The organism is Bowmanella denitrificans, assembly GCF_002887595.1.
In the GTDB taxonomy this organism is placed as follows: domain Bacteria; phylum Pseudomonadota; class Gammaproteobacteria; order Enterobacterales; family Alteromonadaceae; genus Bowmanella; species Bowmanella denitrificans.
Window position 1 is genome coordinate 1 of sequence record NZ_PEBU01000021.1, and the last position, 22,585, is coordinate 22,585.

Here is a 22,585-nt window from a genome sequence, read left to right on the forward strand (position 1 = left end):
CAACAGCCAACAGCCAACAGCCAACAGCCAACAGCCAACAGCCAACAGCCAACAGCCAACAGCCAACAGCCAACTAGCCCTTTTACGCCAATAAGTTACCCCCAGTGGGGTATATCAAAGCATGCCTGACAAGGCCAAGATCTGGTTATCCATCAAGGCCTTGAGCCTGGAAAGCGGGGAACAGAGATGATACCTGATCGGCAAAGGCCAGAAAGTTGCAATGATTACTGGCGTTGTATTGCTATGGTGCTGCTGGTTTTGCTACTGCACGTACCCAAGCTGGCATGGGCCAGTGACCAGCAACAGTTGGGCTGGCAACGTGTTATACAGTTTTTCCCTAATGCCAGCGGCTGGTCGGAACCCGCAGGCGAATTCGCAGTGCGTCAGATTTTGGCGGGCGAAAGCTTACTGGGCTATCAGTATCAAAGTCTGCAGGTCACCGACATTCCAGCCTATTCAGGTAAACCCATCAACATCCAGGTGCTGCTTAATCCCGACGGACAAATCGTGGATGCCTATGTACTGGAGCACCATGAACCGATTTTACTTATTGGTATTCCCGAGCAAAAACTGCATGACTTCAGTGCTAAATACCAGGGCATTATGGCGGATCAGCGCGTAGTGGTGGGCAACACCAGTGATCCCGACGCCGTCACCGTTGACGCTGTTACCGGCGCCACGGTGACGGTAATGGTGGTTAACGAAATTATTATGCGCTCGGCCCATGAGGTGGCGGTGTCGCTGGGATTGATTGAAGACCACAGCAACCGGCCGTTTGCTCCGTCCGGTATTAAGCGCGAGCTATTTGCAGCAGCTGACTGGCAAAGTTTGTTAGGCAATGGTGCCATCCGCCGTTTGCATCTGACCAGGGCCCAGGTCGACCAGGCGTTTGCCAATACAGAAGCTGCGCATATCGACAATGCTCCACCAGGGCAGAGCGGGCAAACCTTTATCGATTTATATGTAGCGCAGATTGACCCGCCGATTATAGGCAGAAACCTGCTGGGCGAACGCCAGTATCAGTATTTGCAGCAACAGCTGCAGCCAGGGGAGTTCGCGCTGGCGGTGCTGGCGTCGGGACAGTATTCCTTTAAAGGTTCCGGTTATGTTCGCGGCGGGATTTTTGACCGCATACAACTGCGCCAGTTCGGCGACATTATCAGCTTTCGCGACCTGGACCAGCAGCGTCTGTCTGATCTGTATATCGACGGCCTGCCGGCATTAACCGAAATGTCGGTGTTTATTATTCGTGACCACCACGGCTTTGATCCGGGTTCACCCTGGAGCCTGGAGCTGCTGGTGCGCCGTCAGACCGGGCCGGTGGACGGGGTGTTTACCAGCTTTGAAGTGGGGTATCAGTTACCTGAAGCCTATATCGAGCGTCCGGTCCCCAGCGCTGAACAATTAGCGGCGATGGAAGCGGCTAATCGCCCTATGTGGGTCAATATCTGGTATCAGAAAAGCTTTCAGCTAGCGGTGGTGCTGATTGCCTTACTGGTGCTGATGGTGATTTTATTTCTGCAGGATAAGTTCACGCAAAAGCCGCAGTTTTTGCATTGGCTGCGCCGCGGTTACTTGCTGTTTACCGTGGTCTTTATTGGTTGGTATGCACTGGGACAATTGTCGGTGGTCAATGTACTGACCTTTGTGCATGCCATGATGCAGGACTTTCGCTGGGAACTGTTTCTGATTGATCCGGTGATTTTTGTGCTGTGGACCTTCACTGCCGCCTGCATATTGCTGTGGGGCAGAGGGGTATTCTGCGGTTGGCTTTGCCCTTTTGGCGCCTTGCAGGAACTGATCAACGAGGCGGCACGCAAACTTAAGGTGCCACAGTTTGAATTGCCATTTGCCGTGCATGAACGCTTGTGGGCCATCAAGTACATCATCTTACTGGTGCTGTTTGGCATTTCCCTGGAGTCCCTGGCCAGCGCCGAACGCTTTGCCGAAGTCGAGCCCTTTAAGACCGCGATTACCCTGAAGTTTGATCGCCAGTGGTGGTTTGTGCTGTATGCCGCCATTCTGCTGGTGATCAATATTTTTACCCGTAAGGTGTATTGCCGCTACATCTGCCCACTGGGCGCGGCACTGGCCATTCCCACCAAACTCAAGTTGTTCGACTGGCTAAAACGCCGCAAAGACTGCGGTAATCCCTGCAAGCTGTGCGCTATTGAATGCGAAATTCAGGCCATTCACCCGGATGGGCATATTGACCATAACGAGTGTCACTACTGCCTGGATTGCCAAATGACTTATCACAACGAGCGCAAATGTCCGCCATTGGTGGCCAAAAATAAGAAACGTCAACGCGCTGCGAAACAAGAATCTGGGCAGATCCCCATCGTCCAGATTGAATCTCAGGTTTAAGAGTGTTCCTAAAGGAGACAACCATGACGAGCAGAAATGACAACGATAAAAATGGCATGAGTCGCCGCGCCTTTCTGGGTGCCACGGCCATGACCGGTGCAGGTGCTGCGATGTTGGGCACGGTGGGGTTGGGATCGGCGGTGATGAGCCGTGAAAGCTGGGCGGCGGCGGTGAAAGACGCCAAGCAGAAAATCCATGTGGCGCCGGGTGAGCTGGATGAGTACTACGGCTTCTGGAGCGGTGGTCACCAGGGCGAAGTAAGAGTCTTGGGTGTACCGTCCATGCGCGAGCTGATGCGCATCCCGGTGTTCAATATAGATTCCGCCACGGGCTGGGGCATTACCAATGAAAGTAAGGCCATTATGGGGGAAAGCGCCAAGTTCCTGAATGGCGACTGCCATCACCCGCATATCTCCATGACCGACGGCCAGTACGATGGCAAATACTTGTTTATCAACGACAAGGCCAACAGCCGCGTAGCCAGGATCCGTCTGGACATCATGAAGTGCGACAAAATGCTAACCGTGCCGAATGTGCAGGCCATTCACGGGTTACGTTTGCAGAAGATGCCGCATACCAAGTATGTGTTTGCCAACGCCGAGTTTGTTATTCCGCACCCCAACGACGGCATACACTTCGATCTGCAGGCCGATTACAGCTATACCATGTTCAACGTTATAGACGCCGAGAAAATGGAAGTGGCGTTTCAGGTGATGGTGGATGGCAACCTGGATAACTGTGACGCCGACTACAGCGGTAAATATGCGGCATCCACCTGCTATAACTCGGAAAAAGCCTATGACCTGGGCGGTATGATGCGCAACGAGCGCGACTGGGTAGTGGTGTTTAATATTCCCGCCATCGAGAAAGCGGTAAAAGCTGGCAAGTTTGTTACCCTGGGCGATGCCAAAGTGCCCGTGGTGGATGGCCGTAAGAAAGATGGCAAAGACAGCCCCTTTACCCGTTACATTCCTGTGCCTAAGAACCCGCACGGCCTGAATACTTCACCAGATGGCAAGTATTTTATCGCCAATGGCAAGTTGTCTCCCACCGTCAGTATGATTGCAATTGACCGCCTGGACGACTTGTTTGCCGACAAGCTAAAAGATCCCCGTGATACCATCGTCGCCGAACCCGAGCTGGGTCTTGGGCCACTGCATACCACCTTTGACGGGCGTGGCTACGCCTACACCACCTTGTTTATCGACAGTCAGGTGGTGAAGTGGAATATGGCCGATGCCATCCGTGCCTACAATGGCGAGCAAGTCAGCTATATTCGCCAGAAACTGGATGTGCAATACCAGCCTGGACACAACCATGCGTCATTAACCGAAACCAAAGACGCTGACGGCAAATGGCTGGTGGTGCTATGTAAATTCTCCAAGGACAGATTCCTGCTTACCGGCCCACTGCACCCGGAAAATGACCAGCTTATTGATATCTCAGGTGATGAAATGAAACTGGTGCATGACGGCCCGACCTATGCTGAGCCTCATGATTGCATCCTGGCCCGCCGTGACCAGATCCACACACGCAAAATATGGGATCGCAATGACCCCTTCTTTGCCCCCACCGTGGAAATGGCCAAGAAAGATGGCATCAAACTGGAAGCCGACAATAAGGTGATCCGCGACGGCAACAAAGTGCGCGTGTATATGACCTCCATGGCACCGACTTACGGCATTACCGAGTTTAAGGTGAAGCAGGGGGATGAGGTCACTGTGGTGATTACCAATATCGATCAAATTGAAGATGTGTCCCATGGTTTTTGTATGACCAACCATGGGGTCAGCATGGAGATCAGCCCGCAGCAAACCGCTTCTGTCACTTTTGTGGCCGACAAACCCGGTATGCACTGGTATTACTGCAACTGGTTCTGTCATGCCCTGCATATGGAAATGGTGGGACGCATGCTGGTCGAACCGGCCTGATAACAAGGAGCCGGCGGCTGGTCCGCCGGCCTATTGCCATGAAGACGATATTTATCACCTTGATTCAATCTGCTGCAACTGTCGCGCTTTTGTGGCCGTTAAACTGTGCCGCTGTGTCAGAGGTGCAGGAGTTAAACCAGGTATTGCCGGTAAAAGAGACAGCTTCCGGGCAGTGGCGCTTGGCGCCTGGTCACTATCAAGGCAATTTTCGTATTTCCTCTGCCATGGTGCTTTACTGCGAGCCGGGCGCTGTACTGGATGGCGGCGGACAGGGCACGGTATTAAGTATTGATGCGCCCGACGTGCAGGTGCATGGCTGCGAGCTGCGTGGGGCCGGTCATGACCTTACCGCTATGGATGCCGCCATATTTATTCAGCATCAGGCCAATGCGGCTGTTGTTGCCAATAATCACATCGTCGGCAGTGGCTTTGGGATCTGGGTTGACGGCAGCAAAGATGTGCAAATTCACCACAATGTGATTGAAGGGGATGACAGCCTGCGCTCCCAGGATAGGGGCAACGGTATTCACCTTTATGCGGTCAGTGGCGCCAGCGTGGTGGGCAACCGGGTCAGTCAAACCCGCGACGGGATCTATATTGACACCTCTAATCACAATCATCTGCAAAACAATCAACTCACCGACCTGCGCTACGGCATTCATTACATGTTTTCCAATAACAACCAGGTTGTTGGCAATCTGACCCGCAATACCCGTACAGGTTACGCCCTGATGCAAAGCCGGCAGTTAACCGTGACCGGTAATCGTTCCGAGAACGATCAGAACTACGGCATCCTGATGAATTACATCACTTATTCCACGTTGTCCGGTAACGAGGTATCCAGGGTCAGAAGCGGCAGTACCGGCGACAGTATGATCCAGGGCGCAGAAGGCAAGGCGCTGTTTATATATAACTCGGTGTTTAACCGCATTGTTGCCAACCGTTTTTCTGACAGTGCACTGGGGATCCATCTGACCGCTGGCTCCGAAGACAATGAAATCAGTGCCAATAGTTTTATCGGCAATCGTCAGCAGGTTAAGTACGTAGCAACCCGTACCCAGGAGTGGTCTAAAGACGGGCTGGGCAATTACTGGAGTGATTATCTGGGCTGGGATCGCAATGCCGACGGCCTGGGTGATGTGCCCTATGAACCCAACGACAATATTGACCGCCTGGTGTGGATGTACCCGCAAATGAAATTACTGATGCATAGCCCGGCCATTGAATTGTTGCGCTGGGTACAGGCTATGTTTCCGGTGGTCAAGTCACCTGGTGTCAGGGACAGTTTCCCCCTGATGGCGGGTTACCAACAGGACGAACAAAATGAAAGCCGTTGAATTAGCGCAGGTTCGCCAGTGTTATGGTGATTTTATCGCTTTAGATAATGTCAGCCTGTCAGTGCAGGCCGGCGAAGTACTGGGGTTGTTTGGCCACAATGGGGCAGGCAAAACCACCAGTATGAAACTCATTCTTGGTTTGTTACAACCCAGCCAGGGTCAGGTCAGGGTGTTCGGAGACTCTCCGCGCACCGTGCAGGTTCGCCAGCAAATAGGGTATTTACCGGAAAATGTGGCTTTTTATCCGCAATTGACCGGTTTTGAGACCTTGCGACACTTTGCCCGCTTAAAGTCAGCCCCGCTGAGTCAGGTTGAGACTTTGTTGGACCAGGTCGGTCTGCAGCATGCCAGCCACAAGCGCGTGAAAACCTATTCTAAAGGCATGCGTCAGCGTCTTGGACTGGCCCAGGCACTGCTGGGTAAGCCACAGTTGCTGCTGCTTGACGAACCCACAGTGGGCCTGGATCCCATCGCCACCGGCGAATTGTATGCCCTTATCCAACGCTTGCGGGAGGCGGGCACGGCGGTGATTCTTTGCTCCCATGTGCTCTCTGGTGTTGAGGCCTTTATCGACAGAGCAGCCATTATGGCCGGAGGCCAGTTACGGGCACTGGGTAGCTTACCTGCCTTACGTGCCGAGGTGGGACTGCCCAGTCTTATCCGGGTGAGTGGTATGCCGCAGGCACATGAATGGCACAGACAATTGTTGTTAGACGGCTACCAGGCCAGATTACTGGGGGAGCAGAATCTGGAGATCACTGCCCATAACGGCGCTAAGCAACAGTTATTAAAATTGCTGCTGGAACAAGGATTACCACAGGATGTTGAGGTTCGCCAGGCCAGCATGGAAGAGTTGTACCGACATTATATGCAGGCACAAAGCCGTATCGATAAGGGGGCATGATGAGAGCGGTTTTAAGTATTGCGCGAAAGGAACTGCAGGACGGGTTACGTAACCGCTGGCTGCTGGCCATTAGTTTGTTGTTTGTGGTGTTGGCCACAGGCATTGCCTGGTTTGGTGCCGCCGCTGCGGGGCAGGTAGGGTTTAGCTCCATATCCTCAACCATTGCCAGCCTGGCCAGTCTGGCCACCATCATTGTTCCGCTGATTGCGCTGTTACTGGCTTATGACGCCGTGGTTGGAGAAGACGAAGGTGGTACGTTACTGCTGCTACTCAGTTATCCCCTTGGCCGGGTGGATTTACTGCTGGGCAAATTTGTCGGCCAGGGACTGATTCTGGCGCTGGCCACCCTGATCGGGTTTGGCGGTGCGGCCCTGGCCATGGCAGTGCTGATCCCCGGGCTTGATTTGCCGGCACTTTTCAGTGCCTTTGGCCGTTTTATTCTGTCGGCCATATTACTTGGCTGGGTGTTTATCGCCATGGCTTATGTACTGAGCTGCCGGGCCAGGGAAAAGTCCAGCGCGGCAGGCATGGCGCTGGGACTGTGGTTTTTCTTTGTGTTGCTGTTTGATTTAGCGCTGCTGGCTTTGCTGGTGCTAAGCAAAGGCCAGTTAAATCCACAGTGGCTGCCCTGGCTGCTACTGCTGAATCCCGCAGATATTTTCCGTCAGTTAAATCTGCAGGGCTTAGACGGTGCCAGCCAACTGGTTGGCGTGATGGCGCTGGGGCAGGACTTACCCGGTTCTGCGGCGATGTTGTGGAGCGCCATGCTGGGCTGGATGCTGCTATGTCTGCTGCTGGCACGACGCAGCATATTACGCCGACCGGTTTAAGCTGCCGGTGCCAGTTTAGCGCTGCACGGCAACGATAGTGATTTTTTAAAACTCAGGAGTAACGTTTATGCGCATTATCTATTTGGCCTGTTTGCTTATGACGCTAAGTCTGCTTGGCTGCGAAGGGCAACGCCAGCAAGAGCAGGTTCTGCAGCCAGTGGCATTTCATAGTGGCGATGAATGCCATGTGTGCGGCATGGCTATCACCCGCTTTCCCGGCCCTAAAGGTGAAGCATTGGGTGGCCAGCCACAGGGCGTGAAAAAGTTCTGCTCGGCCGCTGAAATGTTGAGCTGGTACAGGCAGCCAGAAAATCGTCAGGCCAATTTCAGTCTTTATGTGCACGATATGGGCAAAAGCGAGTGGGATATGCCGGATGATGCCCATTTAACCGATGCCAAGGTCGCGTTTTATGTACCTGCACCCACTTTGCCCGGTGCGATGGGCATGCCGCTGGCCAGTTTTGCCGACAGGCAGGCCGCCCAAGCCTTTGCCACCCAGCAAAATACCCAGGTATTGACCTTGGAGCAGGCCGGCGATTTCCTGGAACAGCAGCAACATGCTGGCCATCACGGCCATCATTAGGAGGACACTATGGGAGTGAGTATCTGGCAATTGTTGATTGTACTGCTTGTGGTGGTGGTGCTGTTTGGAAGCGCCAGGTTGCGCCATCTTGGCAGCGATCTTGGTGGCGCTATTCGTGGCTTTCGTCAGGCCGCCAGTGGGGATGAGCAAAAAGACAGTGCGCCCTGAACGCCGTACCCCATTTTAGGTACTCCCAATGTACCGCTGAGATAAAACGGGCCATGCAGTAGCATAGGCCCTGTAGAAACCAGTAGACAATCGAGGTAAAAATGAAAAACGTTGTTTATGCCGCCCTTTTGCTGACCCTTGGCAGCCAAAGTGCACTGGCGGCCGGTGATGCCGAAGCAGGCAAAGCCAAATCCGGTATGTGTGTGGCCTGTCATGGCACCGATGGGAACAGTCTGGCGCCAATGTATCCCAATCTGGCCGGTCAGCATGCCCAGTATCTGGAAGGTGCGATTAAGGCTTATCGGGATGGTCAGCGCACTGGTGGTACGGCCGTTATGATGGCACCGATGGCCGCTAACCTGAGTGATCAGGATGCTGCCGATCTGGCTGCCTATTTCAGCCAGCAGAAGTTAAAGCAAAAATAAGCCTAGGGGCCAGCAAGCTGGCCCACTTTAACCCGGTAATAAATTCAGCAGATTGCCCTGGCGATCAAAGGCCAGAAAATCACCAATTCTGCCACTGTTGATTTTGTTCATCATTAAGTGCAGCGGTTGCACTGCCTCATCGACACTGGGAGCGAAACCACCGCGGCCCGGCAAGGCTGCCACAAAGGTAATGTCCCAATGTGTATTGGTGTGTTCAGACTCTGTGACTAATGCTGCAAAATCCTGTACTTCATCTGGCAGCTTATCCACGCACAGCACAGGCGAGAGGGTGCCGCCAAGGCCCTGCTCAAAATCCTGTTTTTGTTTGCCTGTGTGTCCAACCGGTAATTCGGCCCTGGCGAATACAAATAGCAGTCTTTGTGGCTCAGGCTGAGCCAGGGCGGCTTCAATGAGTTGTGTATAGCTGTGAATGTGCATAGTTAAAAATCCCAGAAAGCAGGTGTGGCTATTTTACCCTCAGGCCTTGTTGCTTGCTGTGCGCACAAAGAGTAGCTCCTGTACCCAATGGGAGGTAGAGAGCCATGGCTGTACAACCTGAATTAGCCAACGACAATGGGTGCTTACTGGCGTGCTAAGGCGACATATTCTGCATAACTAGGGGCGATACCATGTTATAGGCTTAAGTTTCCTGGCGCGGCCAGGCCGCAACAATGGGCACCATTCAGATGGTTTGACCTTTTTGGCTGTTGGCATATAAGGCTGCAATCAGGTCAGATTGGGTTACCATTCCCACCAGTTTGTGATTAGTATCCAGCACCGGTACCTGATGTAAGCCCAGTTCTGACAACTTGGGGATTAGCTCGATAACATGCTCATCTTGCCGAATGGCGGTGATCCCGGTGCGCATAATATCGGCTACCTGCTGTTTGTGATGTTTGCGCCATTGGCGTTTGGCACTGGTGTGCAGACTGAGGCTACTCATATGTCGCAATAGTCCCCAGTAATGTGGAACACTGATATCTTTTAAGAAATCCGTTACCGAGACCATTCCCAGTAGTTGCCGATCGGCTGTAATCACTGGCAGGGTGCGAATTTTGTGCTTTTGTAGTAACCGCCATGCCTGGGGTAGCGGAGTCTCTGCTGTGACGCAGATAATATCCCGCGACATGATATCCCGGCACAATATTGCGCCGAGCTGACGCTGGTATGCGTGCAACTGGGCTTGCTGATAAATTTGCTCTAAATCCGTTTCGCTGACATCCACTACGGTTTGATAGTGATTCAGGGCGTACAATAAATCTTCAGGCTGCAACCCGGTGCGTTTTATCGGACTGGCATCCTGGTGCAAATGCACCGGGTCAAAATCGCGCTTTTGTGGTCGGGGACGCAACAGATAATTGAGCATCAGTGCCATCAGCAACATCACCGTTACATTCAACGCGACAGGTAGAAATAGAAATTCATAGCCGAGTAACTGCTCGCTTGAAGCGATAACCGGCACTAATGCGGTGGCGCCGCCAGGCGGATGCATACATTCAAACAGGTACATGGCAAACAGTACCAATGCAATAGTCACGGCAGCCATTACCGCCATATCGGTAAACAGATGTGAACACAACAGTCCAATGCCGGCGGAGATAAGGTGACCGGCGGCAAATGACCAGGGCTTGGCCAGGGGACTGGATGGCAGACCGAACAGTAAAACCGCTGAGGCGCCCATGGACGCCAGCAGCACAACCGTGCTGGCTAGGTCGGCCAGATATTGGCTGGTCAAAGTCACAACAAACAATGCAATACCGGCGGCGGCAGCGACTTTTAGTCGCTCGGCGACAGGAATACTGGACAAGCGCTGACTGTCGGCTTTGATTATGCCAAGCCGTGTCAGTAATTGGCCGGTAATTTTGCTTATAAACAGTTTCATAATACGACAGGACAAACGACAAGCGCGGCAGTGTACAAGTGCAGTGGCACAAGCGCATGTTTTTTTCCGTTATAAGTTAAACCCGGCAGGCCTAATTTGTTGATCCAGATCAACAACAAGATCTTGTGCTCATTTACCGTATAAACACAATATATGGTGTTTGTGGTTGTGTTATGACACAAGATAAGAGGTTTGAGCCCTTTAACAGCTTTCCCCCCCAGGTGTGCTTTCAGGAAGTGCCGGATGAAGTGGCGCTGGCCTTTACCATCACTGGCTGCCCGCTGCGCTGCGAGGGTTGCCATAGTCAGGATAGCTGGGATCCCAGCACAGGAGAGGCGCTGACCCCGCAACTTTTTGCCCGGTATCTGCAACGTTATGCGCACCTGGTTAGTTGCGTCCTGTTTTTTGGCGGTGAATGGCATCCGGATGCGTTACTGGCATTGTTACAACAGGCCCGGCAAGCCGGACTGAAAACTTGCCTGTATACCGGTATGAACAAAATACCGGCCCGCCTGCAAACACACCTGGATTATCTGAAAACCGGTCGCTGGTATTCGCAACTGGGCGGTCTTACCAGTCCCACAACCAACCAGCGTTTTCTGGAGCTTGCCACCGGCAATCTTCTTAATTTTCGATTTATGGAGAATGATTATGCTGCCGCTTAATGCGCAACAACTACAAGGCAAACTGAATTTTATTCGTGAGTATCAACAGGCGGTGAACCCGGCAGATGGTTCGAAGCTGGACGCCAACGCCAATGTGACACATAAAAACATTGCTACCCTGGAAGCAGAACTGATGAAGGACTGCGTGATCCAGATTAATCGGGCACTGGTCAAAAATAAGATCAGCGAATTGTTTGGTGACGCCCTGGGAGATGAGTATGTGCGCCAGATAGAGCGGCACGAAATCTATGTGCATGACGAAACCAGCCTGAAACCCTATTGCGCATCAATTACCATGTACCCGTTTTTGCTGGATGGACTGACCAGACTGGGCGGCGAATCCAAGGCTCCACAGCACCTGGAATCGTTCTGCGGTAGTTTCGTTAATCTGGTATTTGCCATCAGTGCCCAGTTTGCAGGGGCGGTAGCGACGGTGGAATTTTTAACTTACTTTGACTACTTCGCCCGCCGTGATTACGGCGACAACTATCTGAGCAGCCACACCAAAGCCATTGAAAATCATCTTCAGCATGTGGTGTATGCGCTCAATCAACCCGCCGCAGCGCGCGGTTATCAAAGTGTGTTCTGGAATATTTCCCTGTATGACAGCCATTATTTTGATGCCATGTTTGGCAACTTTGTATTTCCTGATATGAGCGCCCCCGACTGGCAATCGGTCAGCGCCCTGCAGGGCTTTTTCCTTAATTGGTTTAATCAGGAGCGCAATAAGGCCATTCTGACGTTTCCGGTGGTAACCGCCGCCATGCTGACCGAAAATGGCAGGGTGAAGGATGACAGCTTTGCCGGCTTGTGCGCCGAGAATATGAGCCAGGGCGGGTCGTTCTTTGTTTACCAGTCACAAAGTGCTGATTCGCTGGCGTCCTGTTGCCGCCTGCGTAATGAAATTAGCGACCATACCTTTTCTTACAGCCTGGGCGCCGGTGGGGTGGCCACCGGCTCGATCAATGTCATCACCCTGAATATGAACCGATTGATTCAGGATGGCCGCGATCTGGCCGTTGAAGTGGACAAAGCGCAGAAATATCAGGTGGCCTATCGCCGTTTGATGGAGGAATACCAGCGCGATGGTTTACTGAGTGTGTATGACGCCGGCTTTATCAGCCTGGACAAGCAATTTCTGACCATTGGCGTTAACGGTATGGTGGAAGCCGCCGAGTATCTGGGCATCGAAGTGGGCGTCAACGAGGATTATCAAAGTTTTGTCGACAGCCAACTGAAGGTCATCTATGACGCTAACCGCCAGGCCCGGGTGCGTTGGGGTTATATGTTCAACACCGAATTTGTGCCGGCCGAAAATTTAGGCATCAAAAACGCCAGATGGGATCGTAAAGACGGCTACCAGGTGCCACGTGACTGCTACAACAGTTATTTCTATGTGGTAGAGGACGAGACCATTAATCACCTGGACAAGTTTGTCCTGCATGGTGAGCAGATGACCCGCTATCTGGATGGCGGCTCGGCATTACATCTGAATCTGGCAGAACAGCTCAGCGCTGCCAATGTCATGAACCTGTATAACATTGCCGCCAGCACCGGTTGCAATTACTTCTGTGTGAATGTACGAATTACCATTTGTAATGTCTGTGAACATATCGACAAGCGCACGCTGCACTGTTGCAGCGCCTGTGGCAGTCAGGATATTGATCATGGCACCCGGGTAATAGGCTACCTGAAGCGGGTGTCAGCTTTCAGTCAGGGGCGACGCACAGAACATGCGGCGCGTCACTACCACAGGCAGGCCCGTTCAGCCTGAGGTAGCAAGACTCAGCTCCCGATCCGAGTTGAGGATATGGGAGCTGTACCATTCCGCCAGCGACGCCAGTTGTTCCCTGACCGACAGTGTGGACATGGGAATATCTGAACTCAAACGCAGAATAAAACTCTGCAGGGCTTCAAGAAAGTGCTTGTGGTGCAGCTCATGCAATCTCTGCTGGCCGCTTGGTAATGCCTGTAGGTATGGGGCCTCGGTCAGAAAATGTTGCTCAGTTTGCGCCAGCAAATGGGTGGCCAATGGTAGCACCTTAGGGTCCGGCCAACTGGCTAAAATGGCAGCATGCAAGAGATTGATACTGTCCAGCAACTGGCGGTGTTGGAGGTCAATTTCCTTCACCCCCATCGGCATACTGTGCTCACACCAATGCACCAGATGGGCACGTTCCTCAATCATGGGTATAGCTCCATCAAGACCCTGGTGACCGCGTCGGTGTTAAGCAACTTGTCGCAGCAGGGATAGAGGCCAAACTCATCATTTTCAATATGATCTGACAGCATCAGTTCCAGGCTGCGGTCGTCCTCCTGGCTGTCAATGCGTTTGTCCAGCAGGTTCTCGATCCAGTCAAGTTGCTGGCGGAGTTGCTGATGTTCACGCCTGGCCTTACGGATAAGTTCAGCGTCACCTGTTACCTGGCAAAGCTCCGGCAGCAGACTTTGTTCTTCCTGTTCAATATGCTGCAGCATGCCGGTTTTAAATTTGTCGAATAATTGCCGGGACAGAACCGGATCATCCTTTTTCAGGCGCCGGTAGGCTATAAACAGCAATTCCAGGGCATGCAGGTTGGTGTTAAACAACTGTGAGAGGATCTTTTGCATATGTCACCTCAGGTTGGCGATTGATAAAGTGTGGCGTAGAACGCCAGGGGTTTGCGCACAAACGGCGGCAACTCGGCCAGTTCCAGGCTGTCCAGCAGATTTTTCAAAGCCAGCCCCAGTTCGGTGTCACCGCTAATCGACAACTTGCGCTGAAAAAACAAGGTATCCGGGTCAACCGACTGGCTGGCCAGCATCAGCAGATCATGCAGTGCCGCGCTGAAACACACCTTTGCCTGCGCCTGTCTGGCAACCTGGATTTGCTGCTTATGGACGCTGAAGAACCAGTTTTGGTTAATATCCCGAATATGCACCTGAACCCAGGCATCACCCAGAAAGTCCAGCTCATTGGCCTCCAATAAAGGGCGTAGGGCCTGATTAAACAGCGCGCTCAGCACGCCAGTTTGTAACCGTTCCGGGGCCAGACCAAAGAGCATCACTGCCGGACGGACCAGCGTTTGGCTATGTTGCAGTAGTGCTTGCATAAGGTGTTTCCAAAGCCGTATTGATAAAAAACTGTTAACAGCTTACGCCCGCAGACGGGGTGAAAAGTTAATCTAAATCAAAGATGCACAGAAATGTGCCGGGCAGAATGGGTACTCCTTTGGGTGGATAGCAATAATGCGGGGGCGACGTAAACTCAGCCCTTTGCGGCAGTCACTGCCTGTCGCTATACCTGAAGTCTGAGGAGAAATCATGGAACTACTTTGTCCTGCAGGTAGTATGCCCGCCCTGAAAAAAGCAGTAGAGCAGGGCGCTGACGCGGTCTATCTGGGGTTAAAAGATGACACCAATGCCCGGCATTTTGCCGGACTGAACTTCACCGACAATAAACTGGCCGAAGCGGCCGACTATCTGCATCAGCATGGTAGAAAGCTACATATTGCTATCAATACTTTTGCCCATCCACAAGGGTGGCAAAGGTGGAAAAATGCCGTAGATATGGCGGTGAAAAATGGTGCAGACGTGTTAATCGTCGCCGATTTTGCGGTACTTGCCTATGTTAGCCAGCGTTATCCTGAGGTGGAATTGCATTTGTCGGTGCAAGCCTCTGCTACCAACAGTGCCGCCATTGAGTTTTACCAGCAGCAGTTCAACGTGCGCCGGGTGGTGCTGCCCAGGGTCTTGTCCATCCATCAGGTTAAACAACTTGCCCGCCAATGCTCTGTTGAACTGGAAGTGTTCGCCTTTGGCAGCCTGTGCATTATGGCCGAAGGACGCTGCTATTTATCGTCCTATATGACCGGGGAGTCGCCGAATACCGCAGGTGCCTGCTCGCCTGCCGCGCATGTGCGCTGGCAGGAAACCAGCCAGGGACTGGAGTCCAGATTAAATGGCGTGTTGATCGACCGTTATAACAAACAGGAAAAGGCCGGTTATCCGACCTTGTGCAAAGGGCGCTTTGATGTGGATGGGCAGACCTATCATGCCCTGGAAGAGCCGACCAGTCTGAACACCCTTGAGCTACTGCCGGATCTGCTTGGTTGTGGCATTGCCGCGGTTAAAATTGAGGGGCGCCAGCGCAGCCCTGCCTATGTGCAGCAGGTGACTCAGGTATGGCGCCAGGCCATCGACACCTGCATCAATGGCAGGGAGGATTTTCACATCATGCCAAGCTGGCGTCGGCAGCTTGATGCACTGTCCGAAGGCAATCAAACCTCTCTTGGTGCTTATCACAGAAAATGGCAGTAATTTATGCAGTATGCGTTAGGACCCATTCTTTATTTCTGGCCCAGAGCAAAGGTGGAAGACTTTTATCAGGCCGCGGCACAAAGTAGCGCTGACATTATTTATCTGGGCGAAACCGTTTGCTCAAAGCGTCGTGAACTGCGTACCCGCGACTGGCTGGCGCTGGCGAAAACTCTCACCGGCAGCGGTAAGCAAGTGGTGCTGTCTACGATGGCATTGCTTGAAGCGCCCTCAGAAGTGAAAACGCTGAAAACCTATTGCGATAACGGTGACATTCTGGTGGAAGCCAATGATACCGGGGCCATCCAGTTTTTGCATGAACAGCGTAAGCCCTTTGTCGCGGGGCCGGCGATTAACTGTTACAACCAGTATGCCGTTAAGGGCCTGCTGGATCTGGGCATGCAACGTTGGGTGATGCCGGTGGAATTGTCGCGGGACTGGCTAATTCAACTGTTGCAGCAGTGCGAAGACATGGGGCTTCGCCAGCGTTTTGAGGTGGAAGTCTTTGCTTATGGCTACCTGCCTTTGGCCTATTCGGCCCGCTGTTTTACCGCCCGTTCACAAAACCGTGCCAAGGATGACTGTGAACTGTGTTGTATAAAGTACCCCAATGGCCGGCTTACCCGCAGTCAGGAAGGCCAGCCGCTATTTACCTTAAATGGCATCCAGACCCAGTCGGGTCAGTGCTACAACCTGGTAAACGACTTACCAGGCATGCAGGGCTTGGTGGACTGCCTGCGGCTTAGCCCCCTGGGCCCGGACACCCTCGACTGGCTGGATAAATTCCGGGCCAATCAACAGGGTTTTGCGCAGCAACCCCTGACGCAGGATTGCAACGGATACTGGCATGCTATCGCCGGTATGGCCAAATCAGCACAAAGCGCATCCTGACCACAATGGCTACCCCTTGATGGGTAGCCGCATCGCAGCCTTATGCCTCTTCATCTGTATAGTGCCCACCTGCCGCTGTCTCTATGATCAAACTGAGACAACCGGGAGTAACAAAAATGATTGAAGCAGGTACGGTTTCCAGTAAAGACCAGCGATATGCCCTGTGGCTGACAACGCTGGCCTTTACACTCTGTTTTGCGGTTTGGACCCTGTTTTCCATCCTGGGTATTCGTATCAAGGATGAAATGGGCCTGACCGATACTGAATTGGGGCTGCTGATGGCCACCCCAATATTAACCGGCTCGATTAGCCGCTTGTTCCTTGGCCTGTTGACCGACAGGTTTGGTGGTCGTTGGGTGTTTGGTCTGCTGATGCTGACCACCTCTGTCGCGGTATTTTTGCTGAGTCTGGCAACCAGCTATCCATTGCTGCTGTTGGGCGCCCTTGGGGTTGGCCTGGCGGGAGGCGGTTTTATCGTGGGGGTGGCGTACCTGTCCAGTTGGTATGAACAGGGTAAGCAAGGAACTGCACTGGGAATATTTGGTGCCGGCAATGTGGGCGCCGCGCTGACTAATTTCGCGGCCCCTTTTTTACTGCTGGCAGTAGGCTGGCAAAGCACAGCTCAGGTGTACGCCGCAGTGATGGCGGTAATGGGCCTGAGTTTTTTGCTGTTTGCCAGGGCCGATCCCGGTCAGCATCAGCGGCAGCAGGAGCGTGTCACGCTGGCCGCCCAGTTAATGCCACTGACTGAGCTGAGAGTGTGGCGGTTTTCCCTTTACTATTTCTTTGTATTTGGCGCCTTTGTGGCGCTGGCCTTGTGGCTACCGCACTATTTGATGGAAGTGTACCATCTGGACTTGGCCACAGCGGGGATCCTGGCGGCGCTCTACACCATCCCGGCCTCTCTGTTTCGCATTCTGGGGGGCTGGCTGTCCGATCGCTTTGGTGCGCGCAAGGTCATGTACTGGACGTTGATTGCATCAGTGCTTTGTACCTTCTTATTAAGTTATCCCCCCACCGAATATCAGGTGCAGGGAATACGCGAAGTGTTAAGTTTCTCACTGCAGACTAATCTGGTTGCATTTGTACTGCTGACCTTTGTACTGGGCTTTTTTATGTCGCTGGGTAAAGCCGCAGTGTTTAAGCATATTCCGGTGTATTACCCCAAACACGTTGGCGTGGTAGGGGGAGCGGTTGGCATGATTGGCGGCCTGGGTGGTTTCTTCCTGCCCTTAACCTTTGGCATGCTCAATGACGTAGTCGGCATCTGGCAAAGCAGCTTTATGCTGTTGTTTGTGATTTGCGCGCTAGCGCTGTGGTGGATGCATTTCGCGATACGCCAGGCAGAAAAACGCGAATGGCAGGCAGGGCAGGAGGTCACCGACCTGCCGGAAATGTCCAGCGACAGTTTGCTGCTTGAAGACTGGCGGCCTGAAGATAAAGGTTTCTGGCAGGACAAAGGGCGGCGCATTGCCACGCGTAACCTGTGGATCTCTATTCCCAATCTGTTTCTGGCCTTTGCCGTGTGGTCCATCTGGAGCATTATGGTGGTGAAAATGCCACAACTGGGCTTTACCTACAGTGCTAACCAACTGTTCTGGTTGGCTGCGCTACCGGCCTTGTCGGGTGCCACCTTGCGGATATTTTACGGTTTTATGGTGCCCATTTTTGGTGGGCGGCGCTGGACGGCATTGTCTACCGCTTCATTGGTACTGCCTTGCTTGTGGATGGGAGTTGCACTGCAGGACACCAGCACCCCATATCTGGTGATGTTGATCCTGGCATTGCTGTGCGGACTGGGGGGCGGCAACTTTTCTTCCAGCATGGCCAATATCAGTTTTTTCTACCCCAAAGCAGAGAAAGGCGCGGCACTTGGATTAAATGCCGGGCTGGGCAATCTTGGTGTGTCAGCAATGCAGTTAATCGGGCCTTTGGCCATCTCTGCCAGTTTGTTTGGCGATATGGGCGGTGCGCCGCTGACACTGCTGGATAAAAATGGAGCCAGTCATCTGCTGTGGCTGCAAAATGCCGCGTTTATCTGGGTGCCCTTTATTGTGATTGGTGCGCTGGTAGCCTGGTTTGGCATGAATGATATTGCCGATGCCAAGGCGTCGTTCAAAGAACAGGCGGTGGTTTTCAAGCGTTCCCATACCTGGATTATGTGCTGGCTGTATCTGGGCACCTTTGGCAGCTTTATCGGTTTTGCCGCGGGTTTTCCGCTGCTGTGTGGTTTGCTGTTTCCCGATGTGGATCCGGTTAAATATGCCTTTATAGGCCCTCTGGCCGGTGCGCTGGCGCGGCCCTTTGGTGGCATTATGTCGGACCGCCTGGGCGGCGCCACTGTGACGCTGTGGACCTTTGCGCTGATGGCCCTTGGTGTACTGGCGGTGCTGCATTTTCTGCCACAGGACGGGCAGGGGGGGAACTTTATCGGCTTCTTCGCGGCCTTTATTGTGCTGTTTATTGCCAGTGGTATTGGTAACGGCTCGACCTTTCGCATGGTGCCGCTGATCTTCCTGACACTGCGCAGCCGTGCTTTGGGAGCGTCAGGGGCAAAACAGGCTGAGATTGAAGGTAACCGGGAAAGCGCAGCGGTACTGGGCTTTATCTCGGCGATTGCCGCTTATGGTGGTTTCTTTATTCCCAAGGCGTATGGGTCCTCTATCAGTGCAACGGGCTCTGTGGCGATGGCGCTATATGGCTTTGTACTCTTCTATATCAGTTGCGTACTGGTCACCTGGTGGTGTTATGCCCGCAAACAGGCCACTATTCCATGCTGAGGGAGAATCTCTGATGACACACCACAACCCGGGACTACCACATCCACTGTTTCGTCTGGGGTTTCGGCCGCTGTTTCTGGGCGCAGCCCTGTTTGCTGCGCTGGCGATTGGGGCCTGGGGTGGGCTGTATGCCGGGCTGTGGGGCTTTTCACCTTATGGCGGAGCCTACTTCTGGCATGCCCATGAAATGTTGTTTGGCTTTGTTGCTGCGGTTGTAACGGGCTTTTTGCTGACCGCGGTGCAGAACTGGACCGGCATTCCCGGACTCAAAGGCCGGGCGTTGGCATGGCTGGTGATGGTCTGGCTGGCTGCCCGGCTTGTCAACTGGTGGGGACCGGCGTGGCCAAACTGGCTGATAGCAACACTGGATCTGCTGTTTTTACCTATGGTGGCGGGCTTTATGGCCTATCCGCTGTGCAAAGCCGGTCAATGGCGAAATCTGTTTTTTGTACCGGTTTTGTTGCTGATGAGTGGGGCGAACTTTCTCACTCACTTTGGCCTGCTTAGTGGTGATAATGGGTTTTTTAAACAGGGCATCTACCTGATGCTGATGCTGGTGACGGCGCTGATGTGCGTGATTGCCGGCAGAGTCACCCCCATGTTTACCGCTAACGGCACTGGAACAGTTAAAGTACAGCCTGTTGCCTGGCTGGAAAAAGCCGCATTGCTCAGTATCTGGCTATTGGTTGTACATTTTCTATGCCGGGAAATACTACCGCCGTTCGCTGCGACTTTGCACTTGTGGCGCTGGTGGCGGTGGCGCTTCTGGATTACTTTTCGTGTGCCGCTGCTGTGGTCTTTGCATCTGGCCTACCTGTTTATTCCTCTCGGGTTGGCCGCATTGGCGGCACATTATCTGTTCAATGCGATGGCGCTGAGTACCGCCATACATTTTCTTACGGTAGGGGCGATGGGTGGCATGATTCTGGCCATGATGGCCAGGGTATCATTGGGTCATAGTGGTCGGCCGCTTAAGCCCAGACCGCTGATGAGTCTGGCCTTTGCTTTAGTGTTGCTGGCGGCGATGATTCGAACGCTGGGCAGTTGGCTGCTGCATCAGCACATTGTGGCGGTATTGTTGCTGGCCAGCCTGCTCTGGTGTCTGGCATTTATGCTGTTTGTATTGTTGTACTGGCCGGTACTGACCCGCCCCAGGGTAGATGGCAAACCTGGGTAGAAAAAAGCAATAGGCTCTCAGTATCAAGTTGCGTCATTTATTAAATTACACCTGCTTTAGCCAGGATTAGCTGATAAGTCTGACGTGGATTTATCAGCTAATCCTGCCTTTTTGCTCTGGTGGGTTGCGAAATATCCAAGTCTTTGAGATATTAATTGTAATATAATACCACGAATGAGATATATTATGTTGCAATCCAACCCTTTGGCCAATGCGATCCGGGTTTTGTCTATGGACGCGGTGCAAAAAGCCAAATCCGGTCACCCTGGCGCCCCTATGGGCATGGCTGATATCGCTACCGTATTGTGGCGGCAGTTTTTGAAACATCATCCAAAAAACCCCAACTGGCCTGACCGTGACAGGTTTGTACTGTCTAATGGACATGGCTCTATGTTGTTGTACTCGCTGCTGCATTTGAGTGGTTATGACCTGAGTATTGACGAGCTAAAGCAATTCAGGCAACTGCATGCCAAAACGCCCGGACACCCGGAATTTGGTTACACACCAGGGGTCGAGACCACCACTGGCCCGTTGGGAGCAGGTATTGCAAATGCCGTGGGCATGGCGGTGGCCGAGAAAACCCTGGCGGCACAGTTCAACCGTCCCGGTTTTGCCCTTGTTGATCATTACACCTGGTGCTTCTTAGGCGATGGTTGCCTGATGGAAGGCATTTCTCATGAAGTCTGCTCGCTGGCTGGTACCCTGAAGCTGGGTAAGCTTATTGCGTTTTGGGACGACAATGGTATTTCTATTGACGGCGACGTGCAGGGTTGGTTTACCGACGATACGCCAACACGGTTTGAGGCCTATGGCTGGCAGGTTATTCGCCAGGTTGACGGTCATGATGAAAAAGCCATTGCCAATGCCATTGAACTGGCCAGGGCGGAAACCAACAAACCCACGCTTATCTGCTGTAAAACCATTATTGGCTTTGGTTCACCGAATAAGTCCGGCAGTCATGACTGTCACGGCGCCCCATTGGGGGATGACGAAGTTCAGGCGGTGCGGGAACAGTTGCAATGGCCCCATGCACCCTTTGAGATTCCCACAGCTATTTATCAGCAATGGGATGCCAGGGCACAGGGGGCGAGCAGGGATTTGCACTGGCAGGGCATGCTAAAGCGCTACCAGCAGGCCTATCCTGAACTGGCGGCAGAATTTACCCGCAGGGTGATAGACAGAGCCTTGCCCGACAATTTTGCTGAGCAGGCACAGGCATTTATTCAGACCAGCCAGCAGCACCAGCAAAGTCTGGCTACCCGCAAGGCCTCACAGAACAGTATTCAGGCGTTTGCAGAGATACTGCCTGAGTTGCTGGGCGGTTCGGCAGATCTAGCCGGTTCGAACCTGACGTTATGGCCTGGTGCCCGGGGACTGCAGGACCAGGATGACGGCAATTATCTGTACTATGGTGTGCGGGAATTTGGCATGAGCAGTATTCTCAACGGCATTGCCCTGCATGGTGGTTTTATTCCTTTTGGTGCGACTTTCCTGATGTTTATGGAGTATGGTCGCAATGCGCTGCGTATGGCCGCATTGATGGGCACGCGCAGCATTTTTGTATTTACCCATGATTCCATCGGGCAAGGCGAAGACGGCCCGACCCATCAGCCCGTGGAGCAACTGGCTAACCTGCGTATGACGCCCAATCTGTCAACCTGGCGTCCTTGTGATGCGGCGGAAACCGCAGTGGCCTGGCGCCATGCTTTGCAACGCACGGACGGGCCATCAGCGTTGGTCTTCAGCCGTCAGAATACCGAGCCCATGGCCCGTGATGCCGCTCAGCTAGAGGCCATCGCCAAAGGGGGCTATATTCTGGCGGATAGCGGCGTTCAACCGGATGTGATCCTGATTGCCACCGGCTCCGAGGTGGGCTTGGCCATGCAAAGCGGCAGGGCTTTATCTGACAAAGGCTATAAAGTGCGGGTGGTCTCTATGCCAAGTACCGATGTATTTGATGCCCAGCCTGCCACATACCAACGACAGGTGCTGCCCGATGCTGTGCCAAAGTTAGCCATTGAAGCCGCTCATAAAGACTACTGGTATAAGTATGTTGGTCATCAGGGGGCCATAGTGGGGATGCAAAGCTTCGGTGAATCGGCGCCGGGCGCGGTATTGCTGGAACACTTCGGCTTTACGGTGGAAAAGGTACTGGAATTGGCTGAAGGCTTGTTGCAGAAATAATCTAACCACGGAAACACAGAGAGTATTGAGGGTGAGAGAACGCTAAGATCCACGCTCCTTTTTGCAGCGCTCTTAGTCGTTCTTATGTTGATTTAACAATGTTTCATGACCACAAAGAGCACGAAGAGTGGTAACTTCACGAGCTGCTATCTTTTGAAATCTCCG

At 53.0% G+C, this 22,585-nt stretch carries 19 protein-coding genes and 1 pseudogene; 15 read left to right on the forward strand and 5 right to left on the reverse strand.

The features are described 5' to 3' along the window. Positions 1 to 186: 186 nt before the first annotated feature. From nosR to CSR04_RS23835, 8 genes and pseudogenes are all read left to right on the forward strand, one after another. Positions 187 to 2,367 (forward strand): transcriptional regulator NosR, encoded by a 2,181-nt coding sequence (gene nosR / locus CSR04_RS23800; protein WP_245921871.1) that lies wholly within the window; start codon positions 187 to 189, stop codon positions 2,365 to 2,367. A 23-nt stretch (positions 2,368 to 2,390) separates the two neighbouring features. Further along, positions 2,391 to 4,298 (forward strand): TAT-dependent nitrous-oxide reductase, encoded by a 1,908-nt coding sequence (nosZ, locus tag CSR04_RS23805; RefSeq protein ID WP_102798857.1) that lies wholly within the window; start codon positions 2,391 to 2,393, stop codon positions 4,296 to 4,298. Positions 4,299 to 4,336: 38 nt separating this feature from the next. Beyond that, positions 4,337 to 5,635, forward strand: a complete 1,299-nt coding sequence (locus CSR04_RS23810) for a nitrous oxide reductase family maturation protein NosD (RefSeq protein ID WP_102798858.1) — start codon at positions 4,337 to 4,339, stop codon at positions 5,633 to 5,635. After that, positions 5,622 to 6,539, forward strand: a complete 918-nt coding sequence (locus CSR04_RS23815; protein WP_102798859.1) for an ABC transporter ATP-binding protein — start codon at positions 5,622 to 5,624, stop codon at positions 6,537 to 6,539. Before CSR04_RS23810 ends, CSR04_RS23815 begins: the two co-directional genes overlap by 14 nt. Next, positions 6,539 to 7,369 (forward strand): ABC transporter permease, encoded by an 831-nt coding sequence (locus CSR04_RS23820; protein ID WP_102798860.1) that lies wholly within the window; start codon positions 6,539 to 6,541, stop codon positions 7,367 to 7,369. The genes CSR04_RS23815 and CSR04_RS23820 overlap by 1 nt, the downstream gene beginning before the upstream one ends. Before the next feature lie 67 nt (positions 7,370 to 7,436). After that, on the forward strand, positions 7,437 to 7,952 hold the full coding sequence (locus CSR04_RS23825; RefSeq protein WP_102798861.1) for a nitrous oxide reductase accessory protein NosL: 516 nt from the start codon (positions 7,437 to 7,439) through the stop codon (positions 7,950 to 7,952). A gap of 9 nt (positions 7,953 to 7,961) precedes the next feature. After that, positions 7,962 to 8,105 (forward strand): annotated as a pseudogene (gene tatA, locus CSR04_RS23830) (twin-arginine translocase TatA/TatE family subunit); the annotation flags it as partial. Between the two features lie 116 nt (positions 8,106 to 8,221). Next, entirely contained in the window at positions 8,222 to 8,545 is a 324-nt protein-coding gene (locus CSR04_RS23835) for a c-type cytochrome (protein WP_102798863.1), read from the forward strand. 27 nt (positions 8,546 to 8,572) lie between these two features. Here the strand turns inward: CSR04_RS23835 and CSR04_RS23840 are convergent, their stop codons facing one another. Further along, positions 8,573 to 8,983, reverse strand: a complete 411-nt coding sequence (locus CSR04_RS23840; protein ID WP_102798864.1) for a ribonucleotide reductase subunit alpha — start codon at positions 8,981 to 8,983, stop codon at positions 8,573 to 8,575. A 244-nt stretch (positions 8,984 to 9,227) separates the two neighbouring features. After that, a complete protein-coding gene (locus CSR04_RS23845; protein ID WP_102798865.1) occupies positions 9,228 to 10,427 on the reverse strand; it encodes an HPP family protein in 1,200 nt (399 codons plus the stop codon). Positions 10,428 to 10,600: 173 nt separating this feature from the next. Between CSR04_RS23845 and nrdG the strand changes: the two genes are divergently transcribed. After that, positions 10,601 to 11,092, forward strand: coding sequence for an anaerobic ribonucleoside-triphosphate reductase activating protein (nrdG, locus tag CSR04_RS23850; protein WP_102798866.1), 492 nt, complete (start codon positions 10,601 to 10,603; stop codon positions 11,090 to 11,092). Then, positions 11,079 to 12,866, forward strand: a complete 1,788-nt coding sequence (gene nrdD / locus CSR04_RS23855) for an anaerobic ribonucleoside-triphosphate reductase (RefSeq protein ID WP_102798867.1) — start codon at positions 11,079 to 11,081, stop codon at positions 12,864 to 12,866. The genes nrdG and nrdD overlap by 14 nt, the downstream gene beginning before the upstream one ends. On the opposite strand, the gene CSR04_RS23860 is transcribed toward nrdD, so the two are convergent. Genes CSR04_RS23860 through ubiT form a run of 3 tightly spaced genes read right to left on the reverse strand, consistent with a single transcriptional unit; the run spans position 12,858 to position 14,184 of the window. Then, on the reverse strand, positions 12,858 to 13,280 hold the full coding sequence (locus CSR04_RS23860; protein WP_102798868.1) for a bacteriohemerythrin: 423 nt from the start codon (positions 13,278 to 13,280) through the stop codon (positions 12,858 to 12,860). The genes nrdD and CSR04_RS23860 overlap by 9 nt on opposite strands. Further along, positions 13,277 to 13,702, reverse strand: a complete 426-nt coding sequence (locus CSR04_RS23865) for a hemerythrin domain-containing protein (RefSeq protein WP_102798869.1) — start codon at positions 13,700 to 13,702, stop codon at positions 13,277 to 13,279. Before CSR04_RS23865 ends, CSR04_RS23860 begins: the two co-directional genes overlap by 4 nt. Positions 13,703 to 13,710: 8 nt before the next feature. Then, on the reverse strand, positions 13,711 to 14,184 hold the full coding sequence (ubiT, locus tag CSR04_RS23870) for a ubiquinone anaerobic biosynthesis accessory factor UbiT (protein WP_102798870.1): 474 nt from the start codon (positions 14,182 to 14,184) through the stop codon (positions 13,711 to 13,713). 211 nt (positions 14,185 to 14,395) lie between these two features. Between ubiT and ubiU the strand changes: the two genes are divergently transcribed. The 5 genes from ubiU (at position 14,396) to tkt (ending at position 22,420) form a co-directional block, all read left to right on the forward strand. Further along, positions 14,396 to 15,391: a ubiquinone anaerobic biosynthesis protein UbiU gene (ubiU, locus tag CSR04_RS23875; RefSeq protein ID WP_102798871.1), complete on the forward strand. Its 996-nt coding sequence runs from the start codon at positions 14,396 to 14,398 to the stop codon at positions 15,389 to 15,391. 3 nt (positions 15,392 to 15,394) lie between these two features. Next, positions 15,395 to 16,279, forward strand: a complete 885-nt coding sequence (locus CSR04_RS23880; protein ID WP_102798872.1) for a U32 family peptidase — start codon at positions 15,395 to 15,397, stop codon at positions 16,277 to 16,279. A gap of 116 nt (positions 16,280 to 16,395) precedes the next feature. After that, a complete protein-coding gene (locus CSR04_RS23885; RefSeq protein ID WP_102798883.1) occupies positions 16,396 to 19,059 on the forward strand; it encodes a nitrate/nitrite transporter in 2,664 nt (887 codons plus the stop codon). Between the two features lie 13 nt (positions 19,060 to 19,072). Then, positions 19,073 to 20,236, forward strand: a complete 1,164-nt coding sequence (locus CSR04_RS23890) for an NnrS family protein (protein WP_102798873.1) — start codon at positions 19,073 to 19,075, stop codon at positions 20,234 to 20,236. A 186-nt stretch (positions 20,237 to 20,422) separates the two neighbouring features. Next, on the forward strand, positions 20,423 to 22,420 hold the full coding sequence (gene tkt / locus CSR04_RS23895; RefSeq protein ID WP_245921874.1) for a transketolase: 1,998 nt from the start codon (positions 20,423 to 20,425) through the stop codon (positions 22,418 to 22,420). Positions 22,421 to 22,585: the final 165 nt, after the last annotated feature.

Excerpts from the sequence above, each read along its gene's own strand:
- nosR (WP_245921871.1), top strand. The coding sequence starts at position 187 with ATGATACCTGATCGGCAAAGGCCAGAAAGTTGCAATGATTACTGGCGT.
- nosZ (WP_102798857.1), top strand. The coding sequence starts at position 2,391 with ATGACGAGCAGAAATGACAACGATAAAAATGGCATGAGTCGCCGCGCC.
- CSR04_RS23810 (WP_102798858.1), top strand. The coding sequence starts at position 4,337 with ATGAAGACGATATTTATCACCTTGATTCAATCTGCTGCAACTGTCGCG.
- CSR04_RS23815 (WP_102798859.1), top strand. The coding sequence starts at position 5,622 with ATGAAAGCCGTTGAATTAGCGCAGGTTCGCCAGTGTTATGGTGATTTT.
- CSR04_RS23820 (WP_102798860.1), top strand. The coding sequence starts at position 6,539 with ATGAGAGCGGTTTTAAGTATTGCGCGAAAGGAACTGCAGGACGGGTTA.
- CSR04_RS23825 (WP_102798861.1), top strand. The coding sequence starts at position 7,437 with ATGCGCATTATCTATTTGGCCTGTTTGCTTATGACGCTAAGTCTGCTT.
- CSR04_RS23835 (WP_102798863.1), top strand. The coding sequence starts at position 8,222 with ATGAAAAACGTTGTTTATGCCGCCCTTTTGCTGACCCTTGGCAGCCAA.
- CSR04_RS23840 (WP_102798864.1), bottom strand. The coding sequence starts at position 8,983 with ATGCACATTCACAGCTATACACAACTCATTGAAGCCGCCCTGGCTCAG.
- CSR04_RS23845 (WP_102798865.1), bottom strand. The coding sequence starts at position 10,427 with ATGAAACTGTTTATAAGCAAAATTACCGGCCAATTACTGACACGGCTT.
- nrdG (WP_102798866.1), top strand. The coding sequence starts at position 10,601 with ATGACACAAGATAAGAGGTTTGAGCCCTTTAACAGCTTTCCCCCCCAG.
- nrdD (WP_102798867.1), top strand. The coding sequence starts at position 11,079 with ATGCTGCCGCTTAATGCGCAACAACTACAAGGCAAACTGAATTTTATT.
- CSR04_RS23860 (WP_102798868.1), bottom strand. The coding sequence starts at position 13,280 with ATGATTGAGGAACGTGCCCATCTGGTGCATTGGTGTGAGCACAGTATG.
- CSR04_RS23865 (WP_102798869.1), bottom strand. The coding sequence starts at position 13,702 with ATGCAAAAGATCCTCTCACAGTTGTTTAACACCAACCTGCATGCCCTG.
- ubiT (WP_102798870.1), bottom strand. The coding sequence starts at position 14,184 with ATGCAAGCACTACTGCAACATAGCCAAACGCTGGTCCGTCCGGCAGTG.
- ubiU (WP_102798871.1), top strand. The coding sequence starts at position 14,396 with ATGGAACTACTTTGTCCTGCAGGTAGTATGCCCGCCCTGAAAAAAGCA.
- CSR04_RS23880 (WP_102798872.1), top strand. The coding sequence starts at position 15,395 with ATGCAGTATGCGTTAGGACCCATTCTTTATTTCTGGCCCAGAGCAAAG.
- CSR04_RS23885 (WP_102798883.1), top strand. The coding sequence starts at position 16,396 with ATGATTGAAGCAGGTACGGTTTCCAGTAAAGACCAGCGATATGCCCTG.
- CSR04_RS23890 (WP_102798873.1), top strand. The coding sequence starts at position 19,073 with ATGACACACCACAACCCGGGACTACCACATCCACTGTTTCGTCTGGGG.
- tkt (WP_245921874.1), top strand. The coding sequence starts at position 20,423 with ATGTTGCAATCCAACCCTTTGGCCAATGCGATCCGGGTTTTGTCTATG.